The sequence below is a fragment of the Streptomyces sp. B8-7 genome (assembly GCF_058833805.1).
Window position 1 is genome coordinate 997,409 of the sequence record NZ_JBYRRL010000003.1, and the last position, 18,707, is coordinate 1,016,115.

15 protein-coding genes are annotated in these 18,707 nt (G+C 77.4%); 13 read left to right on the forward strand and 2 right to left on the reverse strand.

Translation table 11 applies throughout. The features are described 5' to 3' along the window. Positions 1 to 171 precede the first annotated feature (171 nt). The 13 genes from AC5K6T_RS19490 to AC5K6T_RS19550 all read left to right on the forward strand — a co-directional run bounded on the left by AC5K6T_RS19490 (position 172) and on the right by AC5K6T_RS19550 (position 16,932). Positions 172 to 1,026, forward strand: coding sequence for an effector-associated domain EAD1-containing protein (locus AC5K6T_RS19490; protein WP_493210670.1), 855 nt, complete (start codon positions 172 to 174; stop codon positions 1,024 to 1,026). Further along, on the forward strand, positions 1,023 to 1,817 hold the full coding sequence (locus AC5K6T_RS19495) for a hypothetical protein (protein WP_493210672.1): 795 nt from the start codon (positions 1,023 to 1,025) through the stop codon (positions 1,815 to 1,817). Before AC5K6T_RS19490 ends, AC5K6T_RS19495 begins: the two co-directional genes overlap by 4 nt. Next, complete coding sequence (locus tag AC5K6T_RS19500; protein ID WP_493210673.1) at positions 1,814 to 3,031, forward strand: HesA/MoeB/ThiF family protein; 1,218 nt, start codon at positions 1,814 to 1,816, stop codon at positions 3,029 to 3,031. Before AC5K6T_RS19495 ends, AC5K6T_RS19500 begins: the two co-directional genes overlap by 4 nt. After that, on the forward strand, positions 3,028 to 4,569 hold the full coding sequence (locus tag AC5K6T_RS19505; RefSeq protein WP_493210675.1) for an effector-associated domain EAD1-containing protein: 1,542 nt from the start codon (positions 3,028 to 3,030) through the stop codon (positions 4,567 to 4,569). The genes AC5K6T_RS19500 and AC5K6T_RS19505 overlap by 4 nt, the downstream gene beginning before the upstream one ends. Then, positions 4,559 to 5,602 (forward strand): JAB N-terminal domain-containing protein, encoded by a 1,044-nt coding sequence (locus AC5K6T_RS19510; protein ID WP_493210676.1) that lies wholly within the window; start codon positions 4,559 to 4,561, stop codon positions 5,600 to 5,602. The genes AC5K6T_RS19505 and AC5K6T_RS19510 overlap by 11 nt, the downstream gene beginning before the upstream one ends. Beyond that, a complete protein-coding gene (locus AC5K6T_RS19515) occupies positions 5,550 to 6,431 on the forward strand; it encodes a hypothetical protein (protein WP_493210678.1) in 882 nt (293 codons plus the stop codon). Before AC5K6T_RS19510 ends, AC5K6T_RS19515 begins: the two co-directional genes overlap by 53 nt. Then, a complete protein-coding gene (locus AC5K6T_RS19520; RefSeq protein WP_493210680.1) occupies positions 6,428 to 8,479 on the forward strand; it encodes an ATP-binding protein in 2,052 nt (683 codons plus the stop codon). The genes AC5K6T_RS19515 and AC5K6T_RS19520 overlap by 4 nt, the downstream gene beginning before the upstream one ends. Next, the gene (locus AC5K6T_RS19525; RefSeq protein WP_493210681.1) at positions 8,476 to 9,630 is read left to right on the forward strand and encodes an AAA family ATPase; all 1,155 of its coding nucleotides are present in this window, start codon (positions 8,476 to 8,478) and stop codon (positions 9,628 to 9,630) included. Before AC5K6T_RS19520 ends, AC5K6T_RS19525 begins: the two co-directional genes overlap by 4 nt. A 27-nt stretch (positions 9,631 to 9,657) precedes the next feature. Further along, positions 9,658 to 10,452: a hypothetical protein gene (locus tag AC5K6T_RS19530; RefSeq protein ID WP_493210683.1), complete on the forward strand. Its 795-nt coding sequence runs from the start codon at positions 9,658 to 9,660 to the stop codon at positions 10,450 to 10,452. A 2-nt stretch (positions 10,453 to 10,454) separates the two neighbouring features. After that, complete coding sequence (locus AC5K6T_RS19535) at positions 10,455 to 10,757, forward strand: hypothetical protein (RefSeq protein ID WP_493210881.1); 303 nt, start codon at positions 10,455 to 10,457, stop codon at positions 10,755 to 10,757. Further along, positions 10,754 to 11,578: a hypothetical protein gene (locus AC5K6T_RS19540; protein ID WP_493210684.1), complete on the forward strand. Its 825-nt coding sequence runs from the start codon at positions 10,754 to 10,756 to the stop codon at positions 11,576 to 11,578. The genes AC5K6T_RS19535 and AC5K6T_RS19540 overlap by 4 nt, the downstream gene beginning before the upstream one ends. Positions 11,579 to 11,582: 4 nt before the next feature. Next, the gene (locus tag AC5K6T_RS19545) at positions 11,583 to 13,688 is read left to right on the forward strand and encodes a DUF8588 domain-containing protein (protein ID WP_493210686.1); all 2,106 of its coding nucleotides are present in this window, start codon (positions 11,583 to 11,585) and stop codon (positions 13,686 to 13,688) included. Positions 13,689 to 13,806: 118 nt separating this feature from the next. Next, positions 13,807 to 16,932, forward strand: coding sequence for a hypothetical protein (locus tag AC5K6T_RS19550; RefSeq protein WP_493210688.1), 3,126 nt, complete (start codon positions 13,807 to 13,809; stop codon positions 16,930 to 16,932). Positions 16,933 to 17,008: 76 nt separating this feature from the next. On the opposite strand, the gene AC5K6T_RS19555 is transcribed toward AC5K6T_RS19550, so the two are convergent. Both AC5K6T_RS19555 and amrS read right to left on the reverse strand, forming a co-directional pair. Next, positions 17,009 to 17,221, reverse strand: coding sequence for a radical SAM-modified peptide, FtsH ternary system-associated (locus AC5K6T_RS19555; protein ID WP_493210690.1), 213 nt, complete (start codon positions 17,219 to 17,221; stop codon positions 17,009 to 17,011). Between the two features lie 124 nt (positions 17,222 to 17,345). Next, positions 17,346 to 18,572 (reverse strand): AmmeMemoRadiSam system radical SAM enzyme, encoded by a 1,227-nt coding sequence (gene amrS / locus AC5K6T_RS19560; protein WP_493210692.1) that lies wholly within the window; start codon positions 18,570 to 18,572, stop codon positions 17,346 to 17,348. Positions 18,573 to 18,707: the final 135 nt, after the last annotated feature.

The following is an 18,707-nucleotide window of genomic DNA, read 5'->3' on the forward strand; positions in this document are numbered from 1 at the left end:
CCCACAGCGACCCACAGCGACCCACAGCGACCCACGACGACTCACGACGGCCCACGACGGCCCGGGACGGCCCACGGCGACCCGGGACGGCCGGGGCGACCAGGACGACCCAGGACGACCCAGGACGACCCAGGACGACCCAGGACGACCCAGGACGGGGAGGAGGCAGCCGTGGCGGCACTCACCGCGGCGGGGCTGCACCGGGACGGCGTGCTGCGGGTGCTGGCCTCGCTGTACCCGGATCCCGTCGGGGTGCAGGCGCTGTTGCAGGGCCTGGGCGCGGATCTGTCGCGGCTTCCGCACTTCGCGGGGTCGCAGGTGCCGGTCACCAGCTGGTTCCAGGCCTGTCTGACGATCGAGCACGGGGCGTTCGCGTTCACGCTGGAGGACCTGGTGGCGGCAGCCCACCGCGACTTCCCCGGCAACGCCGTGCTCGGCGCCCTGGCGGGCGGTCCCGAGGGGGCGCCGCCGGACGAGCTGACCGTGCTGTGCCTGCTGGCCGGGCCGCAGGAGCCCTCGCGGCTGCAGTTGCGGCGGGAGTTCCGGACGATCGAGGAGGCGGCGCGGCGCGGCCGGCGGCGCACGCTGCGGGTGGCGCTGTCGGCGGCGACCCGCCGCCAGGACCTGCTGCCGGCGCTGAGTGAGCACCGCCCGGACGTGGTGCACTTCGCCGGTCACGGCGCCCCGGACGGCTCTCTGCTGCTGGAGGAGGACGACGGACGGACCGCGCCGGTGAGCGCCGAGGCGCTCGCGGGGGTCCTGAAGTCGGCCGGCGGGGTCTCGGTGGCCGTGCTGACCGCCTGTCACTTCGGCCGCTATCTGGACGTCGTCAGCCCGTACGCCGGGGAGGTCATCGGTTCGGCCCGGGCCCTGACGGACCGGCACGCGCTGGCGTTCTGCCAGGGGTATTACGCGGCGCTGGCGCTGGGCGAGTCGTGGGAGCGGTCCTTCGAGGCGGGAGTGGCGACCGTGGGACTCGGTCCGGGCGACCCGCCGGAGCTGCGGCGGGTGGTGAGCCCGCGATGACCGGGCCGGACACGGACGGGACGGGCGTCCGGGTGCCGCCGGGGGTGGACGTCGCCGAGCGGCGCCGGCGCAGCAGGGAGCGGGAGCGGGCCGACGGGGACGCGCCCGGACCGTCCGGGGAGGGCACCAGCCGGACGGCGTACGAGTTCCTCGTGGGCCAGGCGGGCGGACGGCGCGACGCGGTGGAGCCTCCGGGACCGCCGGAGGACGCGGGCGGGTCCGGCGGCTCCACGACGGCGGGCGTCCGGGGCGAGTCCGGCTCGGAGGTCACGGCCGTCACCGCGCAGCTGCTGCGCAAGCTGGGCCGGGCCGGCACCACCTGCCCGGTGTGCCACCACTCCTTCCGGCTCGGCGAGCAGATCTCCCTGCACCGCACCGGCTCGGGTCCGGGCGTGGTCCTCAAGCACCACAGCAGGCGTCTGGACTGCCTCAACCCGGGGGCGGCCGGGGAGGCGTCGGCGGCCGCAGAACTGTTCCACGCGGGCCTGGACGCGGCCAACCCGCCCCCGCCGGAGCTGCGCACGGTGCGGCTGCACCGCGGCCACCCCCTGCTGCGGCTGGCGCCCGGGCCGGGCGGCGGGCCGCCCACCCGGCACCGCTGCTGGGTGTGCGGGCACACCTTCCGCCCCGGTGAGATGGTCATCCACTGCACCTGCCGTCCCGACGCGCCGGTCTGCGCGTGCGCGGTGCACCGCGACCCGGACCACGGGCTGGTCTGCTACGACGACTGGAAGGCCCAGCATCCGCAGGTGCCCTGCCTGATGCTCAACGCCCGGCGGGACGCGCGGTGAGGGGCCCCGGCGGCCGCTACGCCCGGCACGCCCTGGTCCCCGGCTGGGACCAGCGCCGGCTGGCGGACGCGACCGTGGTGCTGGCCGGAGCGGGGGCGCTGGGCAACGCGGTGGCGCAGTCGCTGGCTCTCGCCGGGGTGGGCCGGCTGGTGGTGGCCGACCCGGACACGGTCGCGGTGAGCAACCTCAGCCGCTGTCCGCTGTTCCGGCCCGGGGACACGGGCCGGAACAAGGCGCGGGTGCTCGCCCGTGCGCTGGCCCCGCTCGCGCCGGACACCCTGGTCGACGCGCGGTCCGCGCCGCACGCGTCGGGGGTGGGGCTGGCCGAACTGCGCGAGGCCGACCTGGTGGTGGGGGCGCTGGACAGCCTGGCGGCGCGGGTGGCGCTGGCCGGCCGGTGCACGCTCGCCGGGACCGGTCTGCTGGACGGCGGCACGCATCCGTGGGGCGGCGAGACCTGGTGGTGTCCGCCCGGCGGGCGCTGCCGGGCGTGCGGGCTGACCCCTGCGGAGCGGGCGGTGCGGGACGACCCCTGGTCGTGCGCGGCACCGGACCCGCTCGCTCCGGCGGGCGCCTCCGCACCGGTGTCCGCGCTGGTCGGAGCGTGGCTGGCGAACTTCGCGGTACGGCTGCTGCTGCGGCTGCCGGTGACGTGCGGGCCCCTGCGCGTCGACGGGGCCGGTTCGGCGCTGCCGCCGGCCGGCGGGTGGACGCCCGAGCCCGCCGCCGACTGCCCGCTGCACGAACGGCTGCCGGATCCGGTGCCGGTGCTGCCGCTGGACCACCACGGCACCACGCGGGAACTGCTCGCCCTGCTGGACGCCGACGAGGAGCCGCTGACCTGGGCGGGGTTCAGCCGTCCGGTGCGAGGCCGGCCCGCGGTGCGGCGGGTGACCACCCGGCTGAGGTCGGCCCCGCCCACCGCCCGCCTGGAGGAGCTGGGGGTCGCTCCGCGCGAGGTCCTCCCGGTCGCCCGGCGCGACGGCTCGGGCCTGCGCTACGTGGAGCTCGCTCCGGCGGCGGACGGCGGCACCCGCCCGGGGAACGGGCCACCGCCCCGGCCGAGCGGGCGGGAGCCGGACGGCGGCGGTCCGCGGCGGCACCGGGCGGGCCGGGCGGGCGCAGCGGGAACGGAGAACGCCGCGAACGCCGCGAACGCCGCGAACGCCGCGGACGCCGCGGACCGGGGGACGACGACGGAGGGTGTCCGGTGAGGGACGAGCTGTACCAGGAGCTGCAGCGGGGCGTGATCACTCCGCACGAGGGCGAGATCATCCTGCGCTCGATGGGCTTCCCCGAGGGGCGCCTGCCGGCCGTGGAGTTGTCCGCCCGGTTCTACTGGTCGGAGGTCCGGCGGCTGATCGACGCCGGGGTGCTGGTGGACGGCGAGGCCCTGCTGAGCCGGGCGGTGCACAACGAGTACCCGGGCAACCCGGTGTTCCGGGCGGCGGTGGAGGCGGTGGAGGCGCTGGAGCCGGTGACCGCTGCTCCGCCGCAGCCGCAACCGCAGCGGCCGGCGCCCACCGTGCCGGCCGCAGCGCCGCCGGGACCGGCCGCACAGGCCGTACCCGCCCCGCAGGCCGCGCCCGCTCGGGCCGCGTCCGCCGGCCGTGCCCCGGCGGCGGAACCCGCCTCCTATCCCACGCTGGTGTTCGTGTGCAGCACCCACCACGCCTCGTTCATCGAGGAGATCCGCCGTCTCGACCCGGGGGCCGAACTGTGCTTCGTCAGCCAGGGCGAGGGCGCCCAGGTCGGCCAGATCGCCCTGTCGCTCTCCTACGAACTGACACCGGAGCAGCTCGACGAGGTGCGGGGCACGCTCGTCGCGGCGGGCGCCCCGCACGACCTGGAGATCCTCCAGGAGGTGTACGACCACCGCGCCTACCTGCTGGAGGCGTTACGGGCCAACGGCCCCGACCAGCAGCCCTACGACCTGGCCGGCGTGCCGTCGATCACTCCGGTGCGGGACATCGCCGCCGCCGTGCTGGCCCACTACGAGGGGCGGATGGGACGGCGCCCGCGCACGGTGGTGGACCACCAGCAGCCCGACGGCAGCTTCCAGCGCCTGGACCCCGCCCGGTCGCTGCACGCGGCCGGGGTCCGTGACGGCGACACCCTGAACGTGTACCCGGAGGCCACCGCGGGCCACGCCGAACTGCGGATGCAGGCCATCATCCGGGTCTGCGAGGAGATGCACCGCTACGCCGACCGCCACGAGGGCTTCGAGATCGTCGACACCGACGACCCGGAGTTCCCCACCGACTACGAGATCCGCTTCACCGCGCCCGGCCTGCGCCTGCCCGAGCACCACACCCCGGGCGGGTTCCCGCACCCCGAGCGGCAGGACCGGCACAACGCGCTGATCCTGCTGGGACCGGACTTCCCGCTGCGGGCACCGGTGGTGTTCTGGCTCAGCCCGGTCTTCCACCCCAACATCAAGGGTCCGGACCCGGCGCTCCCCGAGTCCGAGGGCGCGGTCTGCCTCGGTGTGCTCGCCGACTCCTACCGGCCGACCCTGGACTTCGGCCAACTGTGCCAGATGCTCGTGGACATGGCTGGGTATCGTAACTACGAGATCACGGACAGTTTCAATCCGTTCGCCGCCGCCTGGGCCGTGACGGACGAGGGGAGGGCCATGATCGAGGCCATCGGGGGCAAGCCGCCGGTGGCGGCCCCGCACCCCGGAGCAGGCGCGCTGCGCGTGGACGCCCTGCGGATACAGCCGACGAACAGGGTCGCCGATGGGACTTGACGTCGAGCTGTACCAGGGCGAGGCCCGCCGGCTGGTGCACACCCAGTCGCTGATCGAGCTGCTGCGCCCGGTCTTCGCCGAGGAACTCGCCCCGTACCGGGGCAGCCGGCCCCGCTTCGTGCTGAAGCTGCGCAACGACCCCGGACCCGACACCGTCGACGCGGAGCCCGCGCTGACCAATCTGCGACCCGACTTCGGGTACATCCATGTCGCGATCCATGTGGAGGGACGCGTGGTCCACCAGAAGCCCTTCTCGGTGAACAACCTGGTCGGGCCGGTCCTCGCCCGTCGGGCGCGGGAGATCGCCCCTGCCGAGCGCCAGTGGGCGTTCCGGATCGCCGGGCTGCCGGCCGCACCGGACGACGACTCCGCGCAGCGGCTGCCCCCGGTGGTGGACGGCGTCGACGACATCGACGTCTCCCGGTCCAGCCGGCTGTCCTTCGGCATCCGCCCGGCGGCCGAGCCGCAGGTGCCGCTGCTGGACCTGGCCGCCCACGGTGTCGGGGCCGAGGACGCGGACGCGCAGGTGACGGTGTTGCTGGGGGCGGGCGTGCAGCGGCGGCTGATGGACATGGAGCTGTCGACCGAGGTGGAGGAGGGCGGATTCCTGGTCGGCAGGCCGTTCCGCCGCGCGGACGACACCGGCCGCTACGCGGTGATCGTGGACGAGGTGCTGCCCGCCGAGCACTCGGGGGCGTCACTGATGCACTTCACCTTCACCGGGGACTCCTTCCGGGCGATGAGCCGCACCCTGGGCGAGCACCCTCCCAAACGGCAGCTCGTGGGCTGGTACCACACCCATCTGTTCCAGTCGGAGGAGACGATCGGCCTGTCCCTCACCGATGTCGACCTGCACCGCGACACGTTCCGCCGGCCGTGGCAGGTGGCCGCCCTGATCAACCTGACCGGGACCCGGCGGATCCTCAGCTGCTACGCCGCCGCCGGCGACGGGATGGCGTCCTGTCCGATCCGGAGCCTCGATGACGACACTGACAGACGCCGTAGTGCGCATCCTTCGCTGGGCCATCACTGACCCGGAGGGCGAGGGGCCCGCACCGGCACCGGCCTCCCCGGGGCCGGACCCGGTGCTGCTGCTGGAGCGGCTGGCCCGGGTCACCGCGGCCCGGCTGTACCTGTCCGACCCGCCGCTCGGCGATCCGGGCCCGGTGGGGCTGGAGCCGCTGCTGGTCGCGGCCGCGGTGGCGGTGCGCGCGGACGCGGACGCCGCCCGGACCGCGCTCGACGGGGTGCGGGACCCCGTCTCCGTACGGGAGGTGATGGCGCGTCACGGGCTGGTGTCGTACGCCCTCGCGACCGCTCCGCCCGACGAGCCGCTCCGCGCGGACCTGCTCCGCGCCTCCCCGCTCACGGCACTGTTCGACCGGCCGCCGCCCGGCGGCGAGCAGCGCTGCGACCAGTTGCTGGACCGGCTCCTGGAGCACCCCGAGGGCCGGCGCGCCGCGGTGAGCGGCCTCGCGGCGCCGCCCGCGTCGCCGGAGACCGCCCGGTACCGGGCCGCGGTGCTGCGCCGGTTCCGCTTCACCCCGGAAGAGAGAACGTTCGTGTACGACGTGTACGAGACGGCGCTGCTGCGGCACGCCGACAGCTGTCGCCGGCACACCGACCGGGTGCGGGAGCTGCTGCGGGACAGCCCGGCGCGGCTGCTGGCCGACGACGCCGACGGCCGGTGGGCACGGGCCGTGCTGGACTGGTGGGAGCCGCTCGCCGTGGTGGCCCGGCGCCACCCGGGGGAGCTCCGGGCGCGGCGCATGCTCCAGGGACACCAGGCGGGCGTCGCCCTCCAGCGCGTGTACGGCAGGATCCGGGACTGGGAGGACCTGGGCGAGGTGCTCGGCCGGTGACCCGGCCCCTGCGCCTGGCCGCCCAGGACCACGAGGGCCGGATGACGCTGTACGCGGCGGCGGGCGAGCGGACGCTCCGGGAGGTACTGGCCTCCTGCGAGGTGTGGCTGCTGGATCCGCTGGACGAGGAGCTGCTGGACCTGCCCTGGGCCGAGTTCGCGCCCGACTGCCGCCTGCGCTCCGAACTACCCCCGGGAACCGCCCTGTTCGCGCCGCCGGGAGCGCCACGGGGGGCACGGCCGCAGGCGCCGCCGGAGACGTCCTCCGGGCCCCCGCCGTCCGCCCGGTTGGCACCGTCCGGCACCACTGCGTCCGGCACCGCACCGTCCGGCACCGCTGCGGCGCCGTACGCCGCGCCGGGTGGTCCGGCGCCGTCGGGGGAACCGGCCGGACCGCCCGGCGGCGCCGTCCTCGGCAAGCCGCCGGTCCCGCCGGGGCCCGAGGCGCCGCCCGGCGGTCCGCCGGTCGAGGCCGGCCCGGACACCGGGACGCACCCGGAACGGATCACCGACGCCGAGGCCGTGCGCCGCGCCTACTACCCGCACATCGAGCACGTCGCCTCACTGCTCCGCAGCCGCCTTCCGGTGCTGGTGATCAGCGAGAAGCTGGTGGTCACCCACCTGTGGGAGGAGATGGTCACGCTCGCGGAGTGCCGCGGCATCCGCCTCGACGACGACACGGCCGACGACTCCGCAGGCGACGGCGGCCCGCAGCCCCCGGCGGGCGCGCCGGAGCCCCCGGCGAACCCGCGTCAGCGCCGGCTGGCCCGGCTGCGCGCGCAGTTGGAGGAGCTGAAGGAGGGCGACGTCATCGTGCTGCCGCATCTCGACCTGCTCGCCGGCAGCGCCGATCTGGGCCGGCATGCCGAGGCGCGGGAACTGGTGGAGCTGCTGTACGCCTTTCCCGACCAGCTCGTGCTGGCCTTCGCCGATCCCACCCTGCCGCTGCCGGACGTGCTGGCGGAGCGGTTCAGTGCCCGCGTCACCATCAACGGGCTGCCGCCGGAGGTGTGGGTACCGGGCATGGAGCGGATGCCGCTGGGCCGGGCACTGGTGACGCAGGTGGAGGCGGACACCTTCGAGGAGTTCGCGCCGCGCGAGTTCTACAAGCACGTGGCCGGCATGAACCCGGTGCGGCTGCGCCAGGCCATGCGGTACGCGCACGAGCGGCACCGCTCGCAGCCGGCGCGGGCGACTCTGCAGAACCTGCGCGAGACGCTGCTGACGTTCAAGGCGCAGCAGTCCTCCCACTTCGAGGTGCCGGACGTGACGCTGGCCGACATCGGCGGGTACGAAGAGGTCAAGGACGAGATCCGGCAGACGCTCGCCATCATCAGCGGTGCGCAGAGCCTCCCCGACGACATGGAGGAGGTGCGCTCCGAACTCGTTCCGCGCGGCATCATCTTCTACGGTCCGCCCGGCACCGGCAAGACGCTGTTCGCCAAGGCCATCGCCAACGGCATGAACGCCACCATCCAGGTGGTGTCCGGCCCGGAGGTGACCGACATGTACGTCGGCGAGAGCGAGCGCAAGGTGCGGGAGATCTTCGCGTCGGCCCGGCGCAGCGCACCCGCGGTGATCGTGTTCGACGAGATCGACGCGATCACGATGGAGCGCACCAACCGGCCGGACGGCGGCAGCCGGGCCGGGAACAGCGTGGTGGCGCAGATCCTCACGGAGATGGACGGGTTCCGGCCGGAGGTGCCGATGCTGGTGATCGGCACCACCAACCGCATCGACATCATCGACAAGGCGCTGCTGCGGCCGAGCCGGTTCCGCAGCATCGCGATCTCGCTGCCGGACGTGGCCGCGCGGCGGGCGATCCTGCGCCATCACGCCCGCCGCTACCACATCGAACTGGAGGAGGAGGTGCTGGAGCTGATCGCCGAGGCCACCGCGGGCCGCAACGGCGACGAGCTGCGGGCGCTGATGCGGGACGCGTTCACCGGCCGGCACCTGCACGGCATCGAGCCCGACGCCCGGCGCCTGGGCTGGCTCGTGGGGCGGCTCCAGCAGGGGCGCCTGGAAATGATCTCGGAGGGCCGATGACGAGCGCACCGAGCGCGTGGAGCGACACCGACATCGGGGCGGTGCGCCGGCTGAAGGCGCTGGGCCGCTCGGTGGACCAGCACTTCGTGGGGCGGCGGCTCGCCCTGGACCTGCTGGAGGTGGCGGTGCTCGCGCACGAGCACATGCTGCTGCTCGGCCCGCCGGGCACCGGCAAGACGGACCTGGTGAGCCGGTTCGCGGCCGGCCTCGGCAGCCGGCCGTTCGTGCGGCTGCTGACCCGGTTCACCGAACCGGCCGAACTGTTCGGACCGGTGGACGTGCCCGCGTTCCAGGGTGAGGGCACCTACCGGGTGCGCACCGAGGGGATGCTGCCCGAGGCGCACATCGCGTTCCTCGACGAGGTGTTCCAGAGCGGCAGCCCGATCCTGAACACGCTGCTGACGGTGATGAACGAGCGGGTGTTCCACAACGGCCGGGAGGTGGCGAGGGCGCCGCTGATCAGCCTGGTGGGTGCGGCCAACGGCCTGCCGCAGGACCCGTCCCTGCTGGCGTTCGCGGACCGGTTCCTGCTGCGGCTCACCATCCCCCCGGTCGCCGAGGGGAGGCTGGAGGAGCTGCTGGCGAAGGGCACGGCCGCGGTCCGCGGCCCGGCGGCCGGGGACCAGCACCAGGTGATCGGCACGGACGAGCTGGAGCGGCTGGGCCGTCAGCTCGCGCACGCCGACCTGTCCGCGGTGACCGGGGAGTACGCCGATCTGGTCCGCGAGCTGCTCGTGCAGGGCGTGGCGCTGTCGGACCGGCGGATCATCCGGGGGCTGCGGCTGGTGGCGGCGGCCGCACTGCGCGCGGAGCGGGTTCGGGCCGCTGCGGGTGACCTGTGGCCGCTCGCGCACTTCTGGTCCGACCCGGCGCACGCGCCGGTGGTACAGGACGCGGTGCGCCGGCGGGCCGGTACCACCGGCGAGGACCCCGGAGGGGCCCCGCGCCCGGTGCATCGCCTGCTCACCGAGGCGCGGGTGCTCGCCCGGCAGGTGTCGGCCGACTCACCGCCCGCCTCGGTGGACCGGGTGCTGCGCCAACTGAGTTCGCTGCGCCGTGAGTTGAGGGTGGCGGCTTCCGGAGAACGGGCCGCCGACCAGGAGGTCGCGCGTATCATCGACAGCACTCTGGCCTTGCTGGAGCGGGCCTGACGCACACGTTGGGGGACGGGCAGCTGCATGTGCAATCCGCGCCGAGTCCGCGTCGAGGCGACCCGGGAGGTCGTCGAGGCGTGGGAGCTGGAACTGGAGCGCCGCGCCGGTGCGAGCGGCTCCGTGGTCAGTGAACTGGAGATCGTCCATCCGTTCGGCGGCACGCTCGGCCCGCGCACCCGCGAGGTGTTCGAGCGGGCACTGGCCACGGCCGACGGCTGGGAGCCGGAGAACGGCTCCCATGTGCACGACCTGGCCGACGGCCGGGTCCGCTACACCCCGGCGACCGGTGAACTCGTGGTCACCGCCCGGCTGGAGGACGTGGCGACCGTCGAGGGCAGTGCCTCGGAGCTGCTGCGCGGCACGGTCAGCGACCGGACGACGGGTCGGGGCGAGGGCCGCTACTACGCCGACGGCTTCGGCGGGCACCACCGCGAGGCCGCCGAACGCCAGGCGCAGGCACTCGCGGAGGCCGACGCGCTGCGCCGGGCCCAGGAGCTGACCGGACGGCTGAGGGCGCGGGCCGGCCAGGCCTCGGCGGCGGCCGCGCGGGAGGCCGAGGACCGGGTCCAGCGGGAGGCCGACGCGGACGCGCAGGCCCGGCTCGTGGAGGAACGCCGGCGGGTGCGGGCCGAACTGGACGCCCGCAACCGGGAGCGGCTGGGACAGCTCGGGCAGGACGGCCTCCGCGCGGTCAACACCGTACTGGCCACCGCCTACCGGCAGGCACTGCTCGACTTCGCCCGGCAGCGCGGAGCCACCGGCATCCGCGAGGAGGAGTCGGAGGACGGCATCGACATCGAGTTCGAACTGGAGCTGTGACGATGCGGGTGCGGGTCAGATTCCGGTTCAACACCGACTCCGGTGAGGTCGAGCTGTTCCAGGTGGACGACGTGGGCAGCGGGGCGGGACCCGTGCACGACACCGAACACGACCGGGTCAGCGCGGAACTGGGCGGGCTGCTCGCCCGCCGGCCGGACGTGGAGGAACTGCCGGCCGCGGAGGAGCGGCCGCTGTGGCGGCACGCCCCGCTGCCGGGCGCCGCGCGGCGCGGCGGGCACGCGGTGCACGCCGAGCACGCCGAGCACGCCGAGGACGCCGCGCAGGGCGAGCGGGAGACCTCGTGAGCCGGCGCACCCGGCTGCTGCTGCGGGCCGCGCGCTGCTACTCCGAGGCCCGGGCGCACACCGAAGCGGCCCGCTGCTACGACCTGCTGGGCTGGCGGTGGTCGGCCGCCGACGCCTACCAGCGGGCCGGCGACCTGGAGCACGCGGCGCACACCTACCGGCTGGCCGGGCATCCGGAGCAGGCCGCGCGCTGCTACCGGCTGCTGGGCCGGGCCGACCTCGCGGCCCGCTGCTGGCAGGAGCGCGGGCGCCGGCTGGAGGCCGCCTGGGAGCTGCTGCTGACCGGGGAGACGGAACCCGCCCGGCGGCTGCTGGCCGCCGCCGCACGGGATCCGGGCGCGGGCGTGGGCCGGGGACCGCAGCAGCTGCGGCTGGAGCTGGCGCGGGCCCTCGCGGACCGGTTGGGCGGCGGTGCGGCGGGCCCGCTGCTGGCGCTGCTGCCCCGGGTCGAGCACCGGCTGCCCGTGCTGGCCGCCCGCAGCGAGCGCCGGCTGCTGCTGGAGTGGGCCGTCGAGGCCTCCGACCGCATCGAGCGCTTCGACTGGGGGGCGCGGCTGTTCCGCGCCGCGCACTCCGGGCAGGACGCCGCCGAGGTGCTGCCGCTGTGGCGGGCGTGGGCGTCGGACCGCCTGGGGTCGACGGCGTGGCTGCCGGGGGAGGCCGGAGAGACCGAGGACACTCCGCGTGCGGCGGGGCCGGGCCGGGTCCGGCCGGCGGGCCCCGGCAGCGGCGCTCCGGCGAGCTCCGGGGACACGCGGGCGGAGGGCCGGCGGGGTGCGGGCGGCGGGCCGGCGGGCCCCGGCGAGCCGGGAGGACCGTGAGCAGATGGCGTCGACCGGGGGGCCGCTGCGACGGCTGCTGAACCGCATCGCAGCCGAGAACGAGCGGCACAACGACAACCAGCGGCACAACGACGACGAGCGGCACCACAGCGACGGGCGGGAGAACGGGGACGGGCGGGGCCGGGGCGACGGGCACCCGGCGGAGGGCCGCGCCGCCGCGCGCCGGCCGCCCGGGGGACCGCCGACCCCGCTGGTCGCCCGGCCCGCTCCGAAGGGCTCCCCGCCCCGCGGCCGGCGGAACCCCGGCACGGCGGCCGCCACACCGGTCACGCCACCGGCGGCGGCCCCGGCGGGCGCGAGCCCGCCGGCCACCACGGCCGGCACCGTCCCGGCCACGGCCCCGGGGAGTGCTGCCGCGGCAGGCACCGCCACGACGGGCACGCGCCCGGGGGGCGCTCCCGCACCGGCGGCTCCCCCGGCGGACCCGGCCGCGGCACCGCCGTCCCCCGCGCCGCCCGAGCACCGGGCAGCCCCGTCCGAGCACGGCGTCCGCTTCAGCGTCCGCCCCGCCCACCCCGTCGCGGAGGACCCGCCGGCTCCGCCGCCGAGCCCCTCCCCCACCACCCGGCCCGCGCCGCGCTGGCGGCTCGCCGCCCGGTTCCCGCACGCGCACCGGGCGCTGGGCGCGGTCGGCGCGCTGCACCGGGCGGACGGCGGGGACTGGGCCTGCCACGCCGAGCCCGGCGGCCCGGCGGTGTGGCTGCTCGCCGCCCTCACCCCGTCCCTGGGCGCCGAACTGGCGGTCCTGCACGGCGGCGAGCCCTGGCGGCTGCTCCCGGACGGGGCGCTGGCGCCGCCGCCCGGCCCACCGCACAGCCCCGCGCCCGGCCTCCCCCGGCACCGGGCGCCCCAGGGCGCACCCGCCCGGCTGGCCGACGTCGCCGCGTGGCCCCGGCTGGACGCCGTCGGTCTGCTGGCGCGCGGTCCGCTGGGCCCGCCCGTGCGGACCGGGCAGCCCGCCCTGCGCGTGCTGACGGCACGGCAGTTGCTGGGCTCGGTGCTGCGGCAGGCCGCGGCCTGGGGCGTGGAGGTGGGGGTGCAGGCGGTGCGCGCGAGCCCGCTGGCTCAGAGCCCTGAGGCCGGCGCGGCCGAGACGCTGCTGCTGGAGCTGTCCGCGCCGGAGGCGGTGCCGTACGCGCTGGTCGTGGCGCTGGCCGCGCTGCCGCGCACCGCGGTGTGCCGGCCCGTACGGGACTGCGAGCGGCTGCTGCTCGACGTACGGCTGCACCCGCCGGCCGACGAGGAGGTGCTGTACTCCCCGGTTCCCGAGCGGGAGTTGTGGCTGGTCGGGGACCAACTCGACTGGCCGGTGCTGCGGCTGGAGCCGCTCGGCCGACCGTCGCCGGCCCCGGCCGAACTGGTCGGGGTCGCGCCGGAGCCGCCTGCGCCGGCGGTGCCCCACCGGCTGCCCGACACGGCCCGCGCACCGGCCCCGCCCGTGCGGGTCGTGCCCGACCCGCACGGGGCGGGCGAGATCGACGCGGTGCTGCTGCACGACGACGAGCTGCCGCTGCTGCGCCGCTGGCTGCCCGGCCGGGCGCTGGGCGAGGTGGCGTTCCTGCTGCCCGGTCCCGGCCGCCATCTGCTGATCGAACCGGTGGGGCTGGCCCGGGAACTGCCCTTCGGCGTGCCGTTGCGCCGCGTCGGGCCCGGGGCGCTCTTCCTGGAGTGCGGTCACCGGCTCGACCCGCCGCTGCCGCCGTCGGCGCGGGCCCGGCTGTTCGCACCGGACGACGCCTCCGCGGTGGTCTGCCGGCCGGACGGCCGGGACCGGTTCGCGCTGACCCCGATGGTGCCCGCCTGGACGCTGTGGGCGCCCCCGCATCCGGTCGAGGTGCCGGCGGGCCTGTCCGCGGCCGGCCGCGACCTCCTGGCCGCCCTGGAGCAGGTGGTCGGCCCGGCCCGCGCCGCGGACGCCGCCGGTGCCGCCGCCCGCGAGGACCCCGGGGCGGCGCTGGAGCGGGCCGCCCGGCTGCGCGCCCTCGGCGACAAGGAGGGCGCGGCGGAGGCGTTCCGTGCGGCGGGCGACCTCCTGGAGGCGGCCCGGCTGTTCGAGGAGGCCGCGCTGGCACTCCCGGAGGACGCGTGAGGTCCCGGCCGGGGCCCACGGGGCGGCCGCCCCGGGACACGGACCGTGCGGCGCCGCCGCACGGCACCGGGCGTACGCCACGACCGCCGCACGGCGCGGACCGCACGGCGGCGGCCGCGTGAGCACGCCGCCCCTGCCCGGGCTGCGGCGGCTGCTCGCCCTCGCCGGGGACGGTCCGGGCACCGGGCTGTCCTGGGACGGAACCGCGTTCGTGCAGCTCGGCGAGGAGCGGCTGACCTGCCGGGACGACACCGGCCGGGTGCTGTGGTCGGAGCCCCACGACGGTGTCCCGGCGGCGGTGGCCTGGGGTCCGGACGGCGGGGAGCTGTTCACCCTGCGGGCCGGCCGGGTCGGGGTGCGCGACGGCGACACCGGGTCCGTGGCCGGCGAGGGCTTCGCCGCACCGCCGGAGACGGGCACGCTCGCGGTGTCCCCGGACGGACTGCGGGTGGTGTGCGCGGGCGGCGGGGTGCTGGTCCACCACCGCGCCACGCACGCGTCCGCGGCGCTGCCCGCCGTCGACCCGGTGGTGGCCGCCGCCTGGGACCCGCAGGGCCGTCAGCTGGCCCTGGCCACGGCGACCGCGCTGCAGCTGTGGAGCGTGGCGCCGGTCCGCATGGACTTCGCGCCGTGCACCGGCCGGACCGGGATCACGGCGCTGGCCTGGTCGCCGGACCGGGACGCGCTGGCCTTCGCGGACGCGTCCGGTGTCCACCTGGTGGACCGCGCCACCGGCCGCCTGCCCGCCCGCGCCGCGGTGCCGGGCGTGGTGCTCGGGCTCGGATTCAGCCGGACCGGGCGGTACCTGGTGGCGGGCACGGACCAGGACGGCGTCCTGGTGCTCGACCGCGCGCTGGAGGTGGCGGCACGGCTGCCCGCCCGGCTGGGCACGGCAGGGGACCTCAGCGTCTCGCCGACCGGCCGGCTGCTGTTCCCCGGGCCCGGCGGCACCGAGCTGTGGGAGCTGCCGGACGCGGCACCGTACCCGGCCGAGCGACGGGTCGGGGTCCTGCTGCGCGGCTGGGCGGCCGCCATGTGCCGGTCGGTGGGCCGCTCCCTGCCGGCACCGGGCGGCCAGGCGCCCCGGGCCGGTGCCCCCGCCGTCCTGCACGAGGGCGGGGCGGCGCTGCCCGCCCCGGCGCTCGCCTGGACGTCCGGCGGCGGGCGGTGTGTGCTGGAGACGGCTCCGGGCACTCTCGCCGCGCTGGCACCGGACCGCGCCCGCACTGTGTGGTCGGCGCCCGCCGCGACCGGTCCGGCCGGCGCCCATGACCTCGAACCCGCCCCGGAACCGTACGCGTTGCTGGCTTGCGCGACCCGCGACGGAGGGTCCGGACTGCTCCTGGTGGACGCCGGCTCCGGCGCGCCGCGGGCGGTGCTGAACGGAGGGCAGGCGCCCGCATGGTGCCCGGTTCCGCAGCCGGACGGCGCCCTGCTGGCCGTGCCCGAACCCGGGCCGCGCCCCGCGCACCTGTACGTGTACCGGCTGGACGGGACCGGCACCCCGGTGGGCACCGCGCACAGCCTGCACCTGCCGCACGGCGCGGGCCGCCCGGACTGGGCGCCGGACGGCACCCTCCTCGCGGCCGGGACACACGGCGCGGTCGTCCTGTGGCACATGCCCCGGCTCGCGCGGGCCCGCCGTCTGGAACTGCCCTCCGGCGGGTTCGCCGCCCGCGTCGCGTTCTCCCCGGACGGCAGCCGGCTCGCCGCCGCCCCGGCCGACGGGCACGGCCCGCTGGTGGTGTGGTCGACGCTGACCTGGCGGGTGCTGCGGGAGCTGGGCGCGCCCGGCGGACGGGGCTGGGCCCCGGCGCTGTCCTGGTCGCCGGACGGCTCGCTGCTGGCGGCACCCGGGCCGGGCGGGGCGACGACCGCCGTCCAGGTGTGGGACGTGGCCCGCGGTCTGCTCGCGGCCACGCTGGAGCCCGGCCCGCCCCGGCCCGGACCGCTGTGGTCGGTGCGCTGGTCCCCCGACGGCCGATCCGTCGCCACCACCTACACCGGCGGTCGCACCCTGCTGTGGCCGGTGCGGGACTCCGGTGACGGCTCCGCCGGGCAGCGCTCCCCGCTGCCCGCGCCCGCCGGGTTCCTCGCGCAGACGGGTGCGATGGCGGCCGCCGTCGACGCGTCCGTGCCGCTGTCCGCGCTGGCGGAGGTGGCCGCGCTGCTGGGCCCCGCCGCTCCGGCCGGCCGCCGCCTGCTGCACCGCGGCCCGGCCGCACGCGCCCTGCGCGACCTCGGCTGGCCCCGGCACGCCCGGCCCGCGCTCAGCGCCGTCGTGGCCTCCCGGCTGCGCCCCGACCCGCGGTACGCCCCGCCGCCCGGTGTCGCGCTGCAGGAGCTGCGGGAGACCCTGGAGTGGGGGCTGCGCGGCGGCGGCACGGCCGTGGAAGGGGACACGGTGACCGGGGACGACCTGGCCGCCGCGCTCGACCGCACCCACCGCGAGCTCCTGCCGCTGCTGGCCCTGCTGGGCGCGGAGGCGGTGGCCCAGGACCCGGCGCTGCCGCTGCGGCTGGCGGACGGGCCCTGGGCGCGGGCGGCCGCGCAGGCGACGCGGCGTACGGGGGTGCCGCCCCGGCTGCCGGTGGCCCACGGCGACGGCGTACCCGGCCCGGTGGCCGCGGGCGCACCGGGCCGGTGGACCCGCCACGGCCCGCCGGACCGGCTGGTGCCCGCCCAACTGGCGCTCCCGCCAGAGCTGCTGAACGTGCTGTGGGCGCAGGACGCGCTGCTGTACCGCACCCGGCGGGGCCGGCCGGAGCACCCCGAGCGGGACGCGGTGCTGGTACTGGACACCTCGGCCGCCGCCCACGGCCAGGTCGGCAGCTGTCTGCGGCTGTGCGCGCACCTGCTCGCCACCGCCCTGATGGCGGGCGGGCACACGGTGGCGCTGCTACGGCTCGACGCCCGCGAGGCCCCGGTCCGGCTGACCGCTCCCGGACAACTGCGCCGGCTGTGGGCACCGGTCGGGCCCGAGCCGGGCGACCCGGCCCGGGCCGCGGAGCTGGCCCGTCGCGCGGCGCAGGGCCTGGCGGCCGCGGACGCCGCCGAGCCCCGCACCCTGCTGCTGACCCACCCGCACGAGCCGCCGCTGCCGCTGCCCGGCTCCCTCACCCTGCGCGTGCACTACCCGCGCCGTCCGGTGCCCGCCGACGGGCCGGACTCCTGGGCCCTCGCCCCGGAGCCCGACGGCGCCCACCTGCACCGGGTGCTCACCGCGATCCTCACCCGGCTGTAGGGCCGGGCCGCGCGGTGACCGGGGCGGGCCGCCGGTGACCGGGCCCGGCCCGGGTGCGCGGCGCCCGGGTCCGGGGTCAGCCGCAGAGCATCTGCTCCACCTCGTCCGGCGACATCCGCTCCAGCAGGTCCTCCAGCGCGTCGGGCCGGAACGCGTCGCCGAGCACCTCGACGCCCTGCTCGTCCCAGGTGATGCGCAGGCGGACCAGGTGGCCCCCGGGGTGGGCGTCGTACTCGGAGGCGTCGATGAGGTCGGGCAGGTCGGGCACGAAACGGTAGGCGGCGGTCATGGCGTGCGGGCTCCTTCGGTGGGCGGGCGGCTTACTGCGGCAGGCGGCCGGGCCGCCCGGCGGGTGACGGCCGGGGCGCGGGGCCGCGGCTGTGCGGCCGGGGCGCGGGGCCGCGGCCGAGGGCTCAACTCCACACCCCGGCCGGCCGTGTCCCGCAGTCCGGGCACTCGCCGGCGCGCAGCCGGTTGCCGACCCGCCCCCACAGCTCGCGGGTGACGGCCGCGGTACCGCAGCCGGGGCAGCGGGTGGTGCGGCCCTCCTCGCCCAGGGCGCGTTCGACGTACACATGGCGCAGTCCGGCCTGCCGGCCGAGGGCGACGGCCCGGCGCAGCCGCTGCGGCGGGGTGGGCCGGTGCCGGTCCATGCGGTAGGTCGGGGTGAAGCGCAGCAGGTGCCAGGGGGTGTCGGGGCCGAGTCCGGCGACCCATCCGGCGATCCGGGCGAGCTGTGCGTCGGTGTCGCTGGCGCCCGGCACGAGCGGGGTGCTCACCTCGACCCACACCCCCGCGTCCTTCAGGGTCCGCACGGTGTCCAGCACGGGGCCGAGGGGGGCGCCGGTCAGCGCGCGGTGGGCGGTGTCGTCGGCCGCCTTGACGTCGATGTTGACGGCGGACAGTGCGGGGGCGAGCCGCCCGGCCGCCTCGGGGGTGAGGAACCCGTTGCTCTTCCACACCACCGGCACCCCCAAGGGCGCGGCCCGAGCGGCGAGTTCGAGGGTGAGCTCGGCGGCGAGGGAGGGCTCCGAGTAGGACAGCGCGACCCCGGCTCCGCGGGCCGCGGCCGAACGGACCAGTGCGGCCGGGTCGGTGGGAAGCAGCGGGGCCGTGCCGGCGCCGGGGTCGCGGCCGTACTGGGACAGCCGGTGGTTGACGCAGTAGTCGCAGCGGAAGGAGCAGCCGGGCGGGGCGAGGGTGAGCAGGAGCAGGCCGGGCCGGTAGTGGTAGAGCGGCTTGCGTTCGACGGGTGAGAGGTGCTCGACGGTGGTGGCACGGGTGGCGGTCAGGACACGGTCGCCCTCCCGGCGGCGCACCTTGCAGGCGCCGGTGTCCCCGTCGCGCAGCCGGCAGCGGAACGGGCAGAGCGTGCACTGGAGTCCGCCGTCCCCGACCGGCCGGTAGAAGCCGGCGGGCTGCCAGGCGCCCTCGTCCGCGACGCCGGGGCCGCCGGCCGGTTCGCCGGTGCCGGGCCCGCCCCAACGGCCGCCGGGGCCGCCTCCCCGTGCGTCCGCGGCACCGTCCGTACCGCCTTCCCGGCCGGCCGCACCGCTGCCGCCGGCACCGCTGCCGCCGGCACCGTCGTCGTACGCGCCGTTCTCCGGCCCGCCGGAGTCGGCCGCCTGTGTGCCGGTCATCGTCCACCCCCGTCCGGCCGCACGCGAGGCTCACCACGGTAGCGGTCACCGGCAGCCGTCGCCGGGGATTCGGGCGGCTGGGTGCCGCGGCCGTGCGGGGCTGCCGGGAAGCTCGCGGCGTCCGGTGCCGCGCAC

Bases quoted from the DNA above. Each gene is read 5' to 3' on its own strand.
- AC5K6T_RS19545 (WP_493210686.1), top strand. From the start codon at position 11,583: ATGGCGTCGACCGGGGGGCCGCTGCGACGGCTGCTGAACCGCATCGCA.
- AC5K6T_RS19495 (WP_493210672.1), top strand. From the start codon at position 1,023: ATGACCGGGCCGGACACGGACGGGACGGGCGTCCGGGTGCCGCCGGGG.
- AC5K6T_RS19525 (WP_493210681.1), top strand. From the start codon at position 8,476: ATGACGAGCGCACCGAGCGCGTGGAGCGACACCGACATCGGGGCGGTG.
- AC5K6T_RS19530 (WP_493210683.1), top strand. From the start codon at position 9,658: ATGTGCAATCCGCGCCGAGTCCGCGTCGAGGCGACCCGGGAGGTCGTC.
- AC5K6T_RS19510 (WP_493210676.1), top strand. From the start codon at position 4,559: ATGGGACTTGACGTCGAGCTGTACCAGGGCGAGGCCCGCCGGCTGGTG.
- AC5K6T_RS19515 (WP_493210678.1), top strand. From the start codon at position 5,550: ATGACGACACTGACAGACGCCGTAGTGCGCATCCTTCGCTGGGCCATC.
- AC5K6T_RS19555 (WP_493210690.1), bottom strand. From the start codon at position 17,221: ATGACCGCCGCCTACCGTTTCGTGCCCGACCTGCCCGACCTCATCGAC.
- amrS (WP_493210692.1), bottom strand. From the start codon at position 18,572: ATGACCGGCACACAGGCGGCCGACTCCGGCGGGCCGGAGAACGGCGCG.
- AC5K6T_RS19535 (WP_493210881.1), top strand. From the start codon at position 10,455: ATGCGGGTGCGGGTCAGATTCCGGTTCAACACCGACTCCGGTGAGGTC.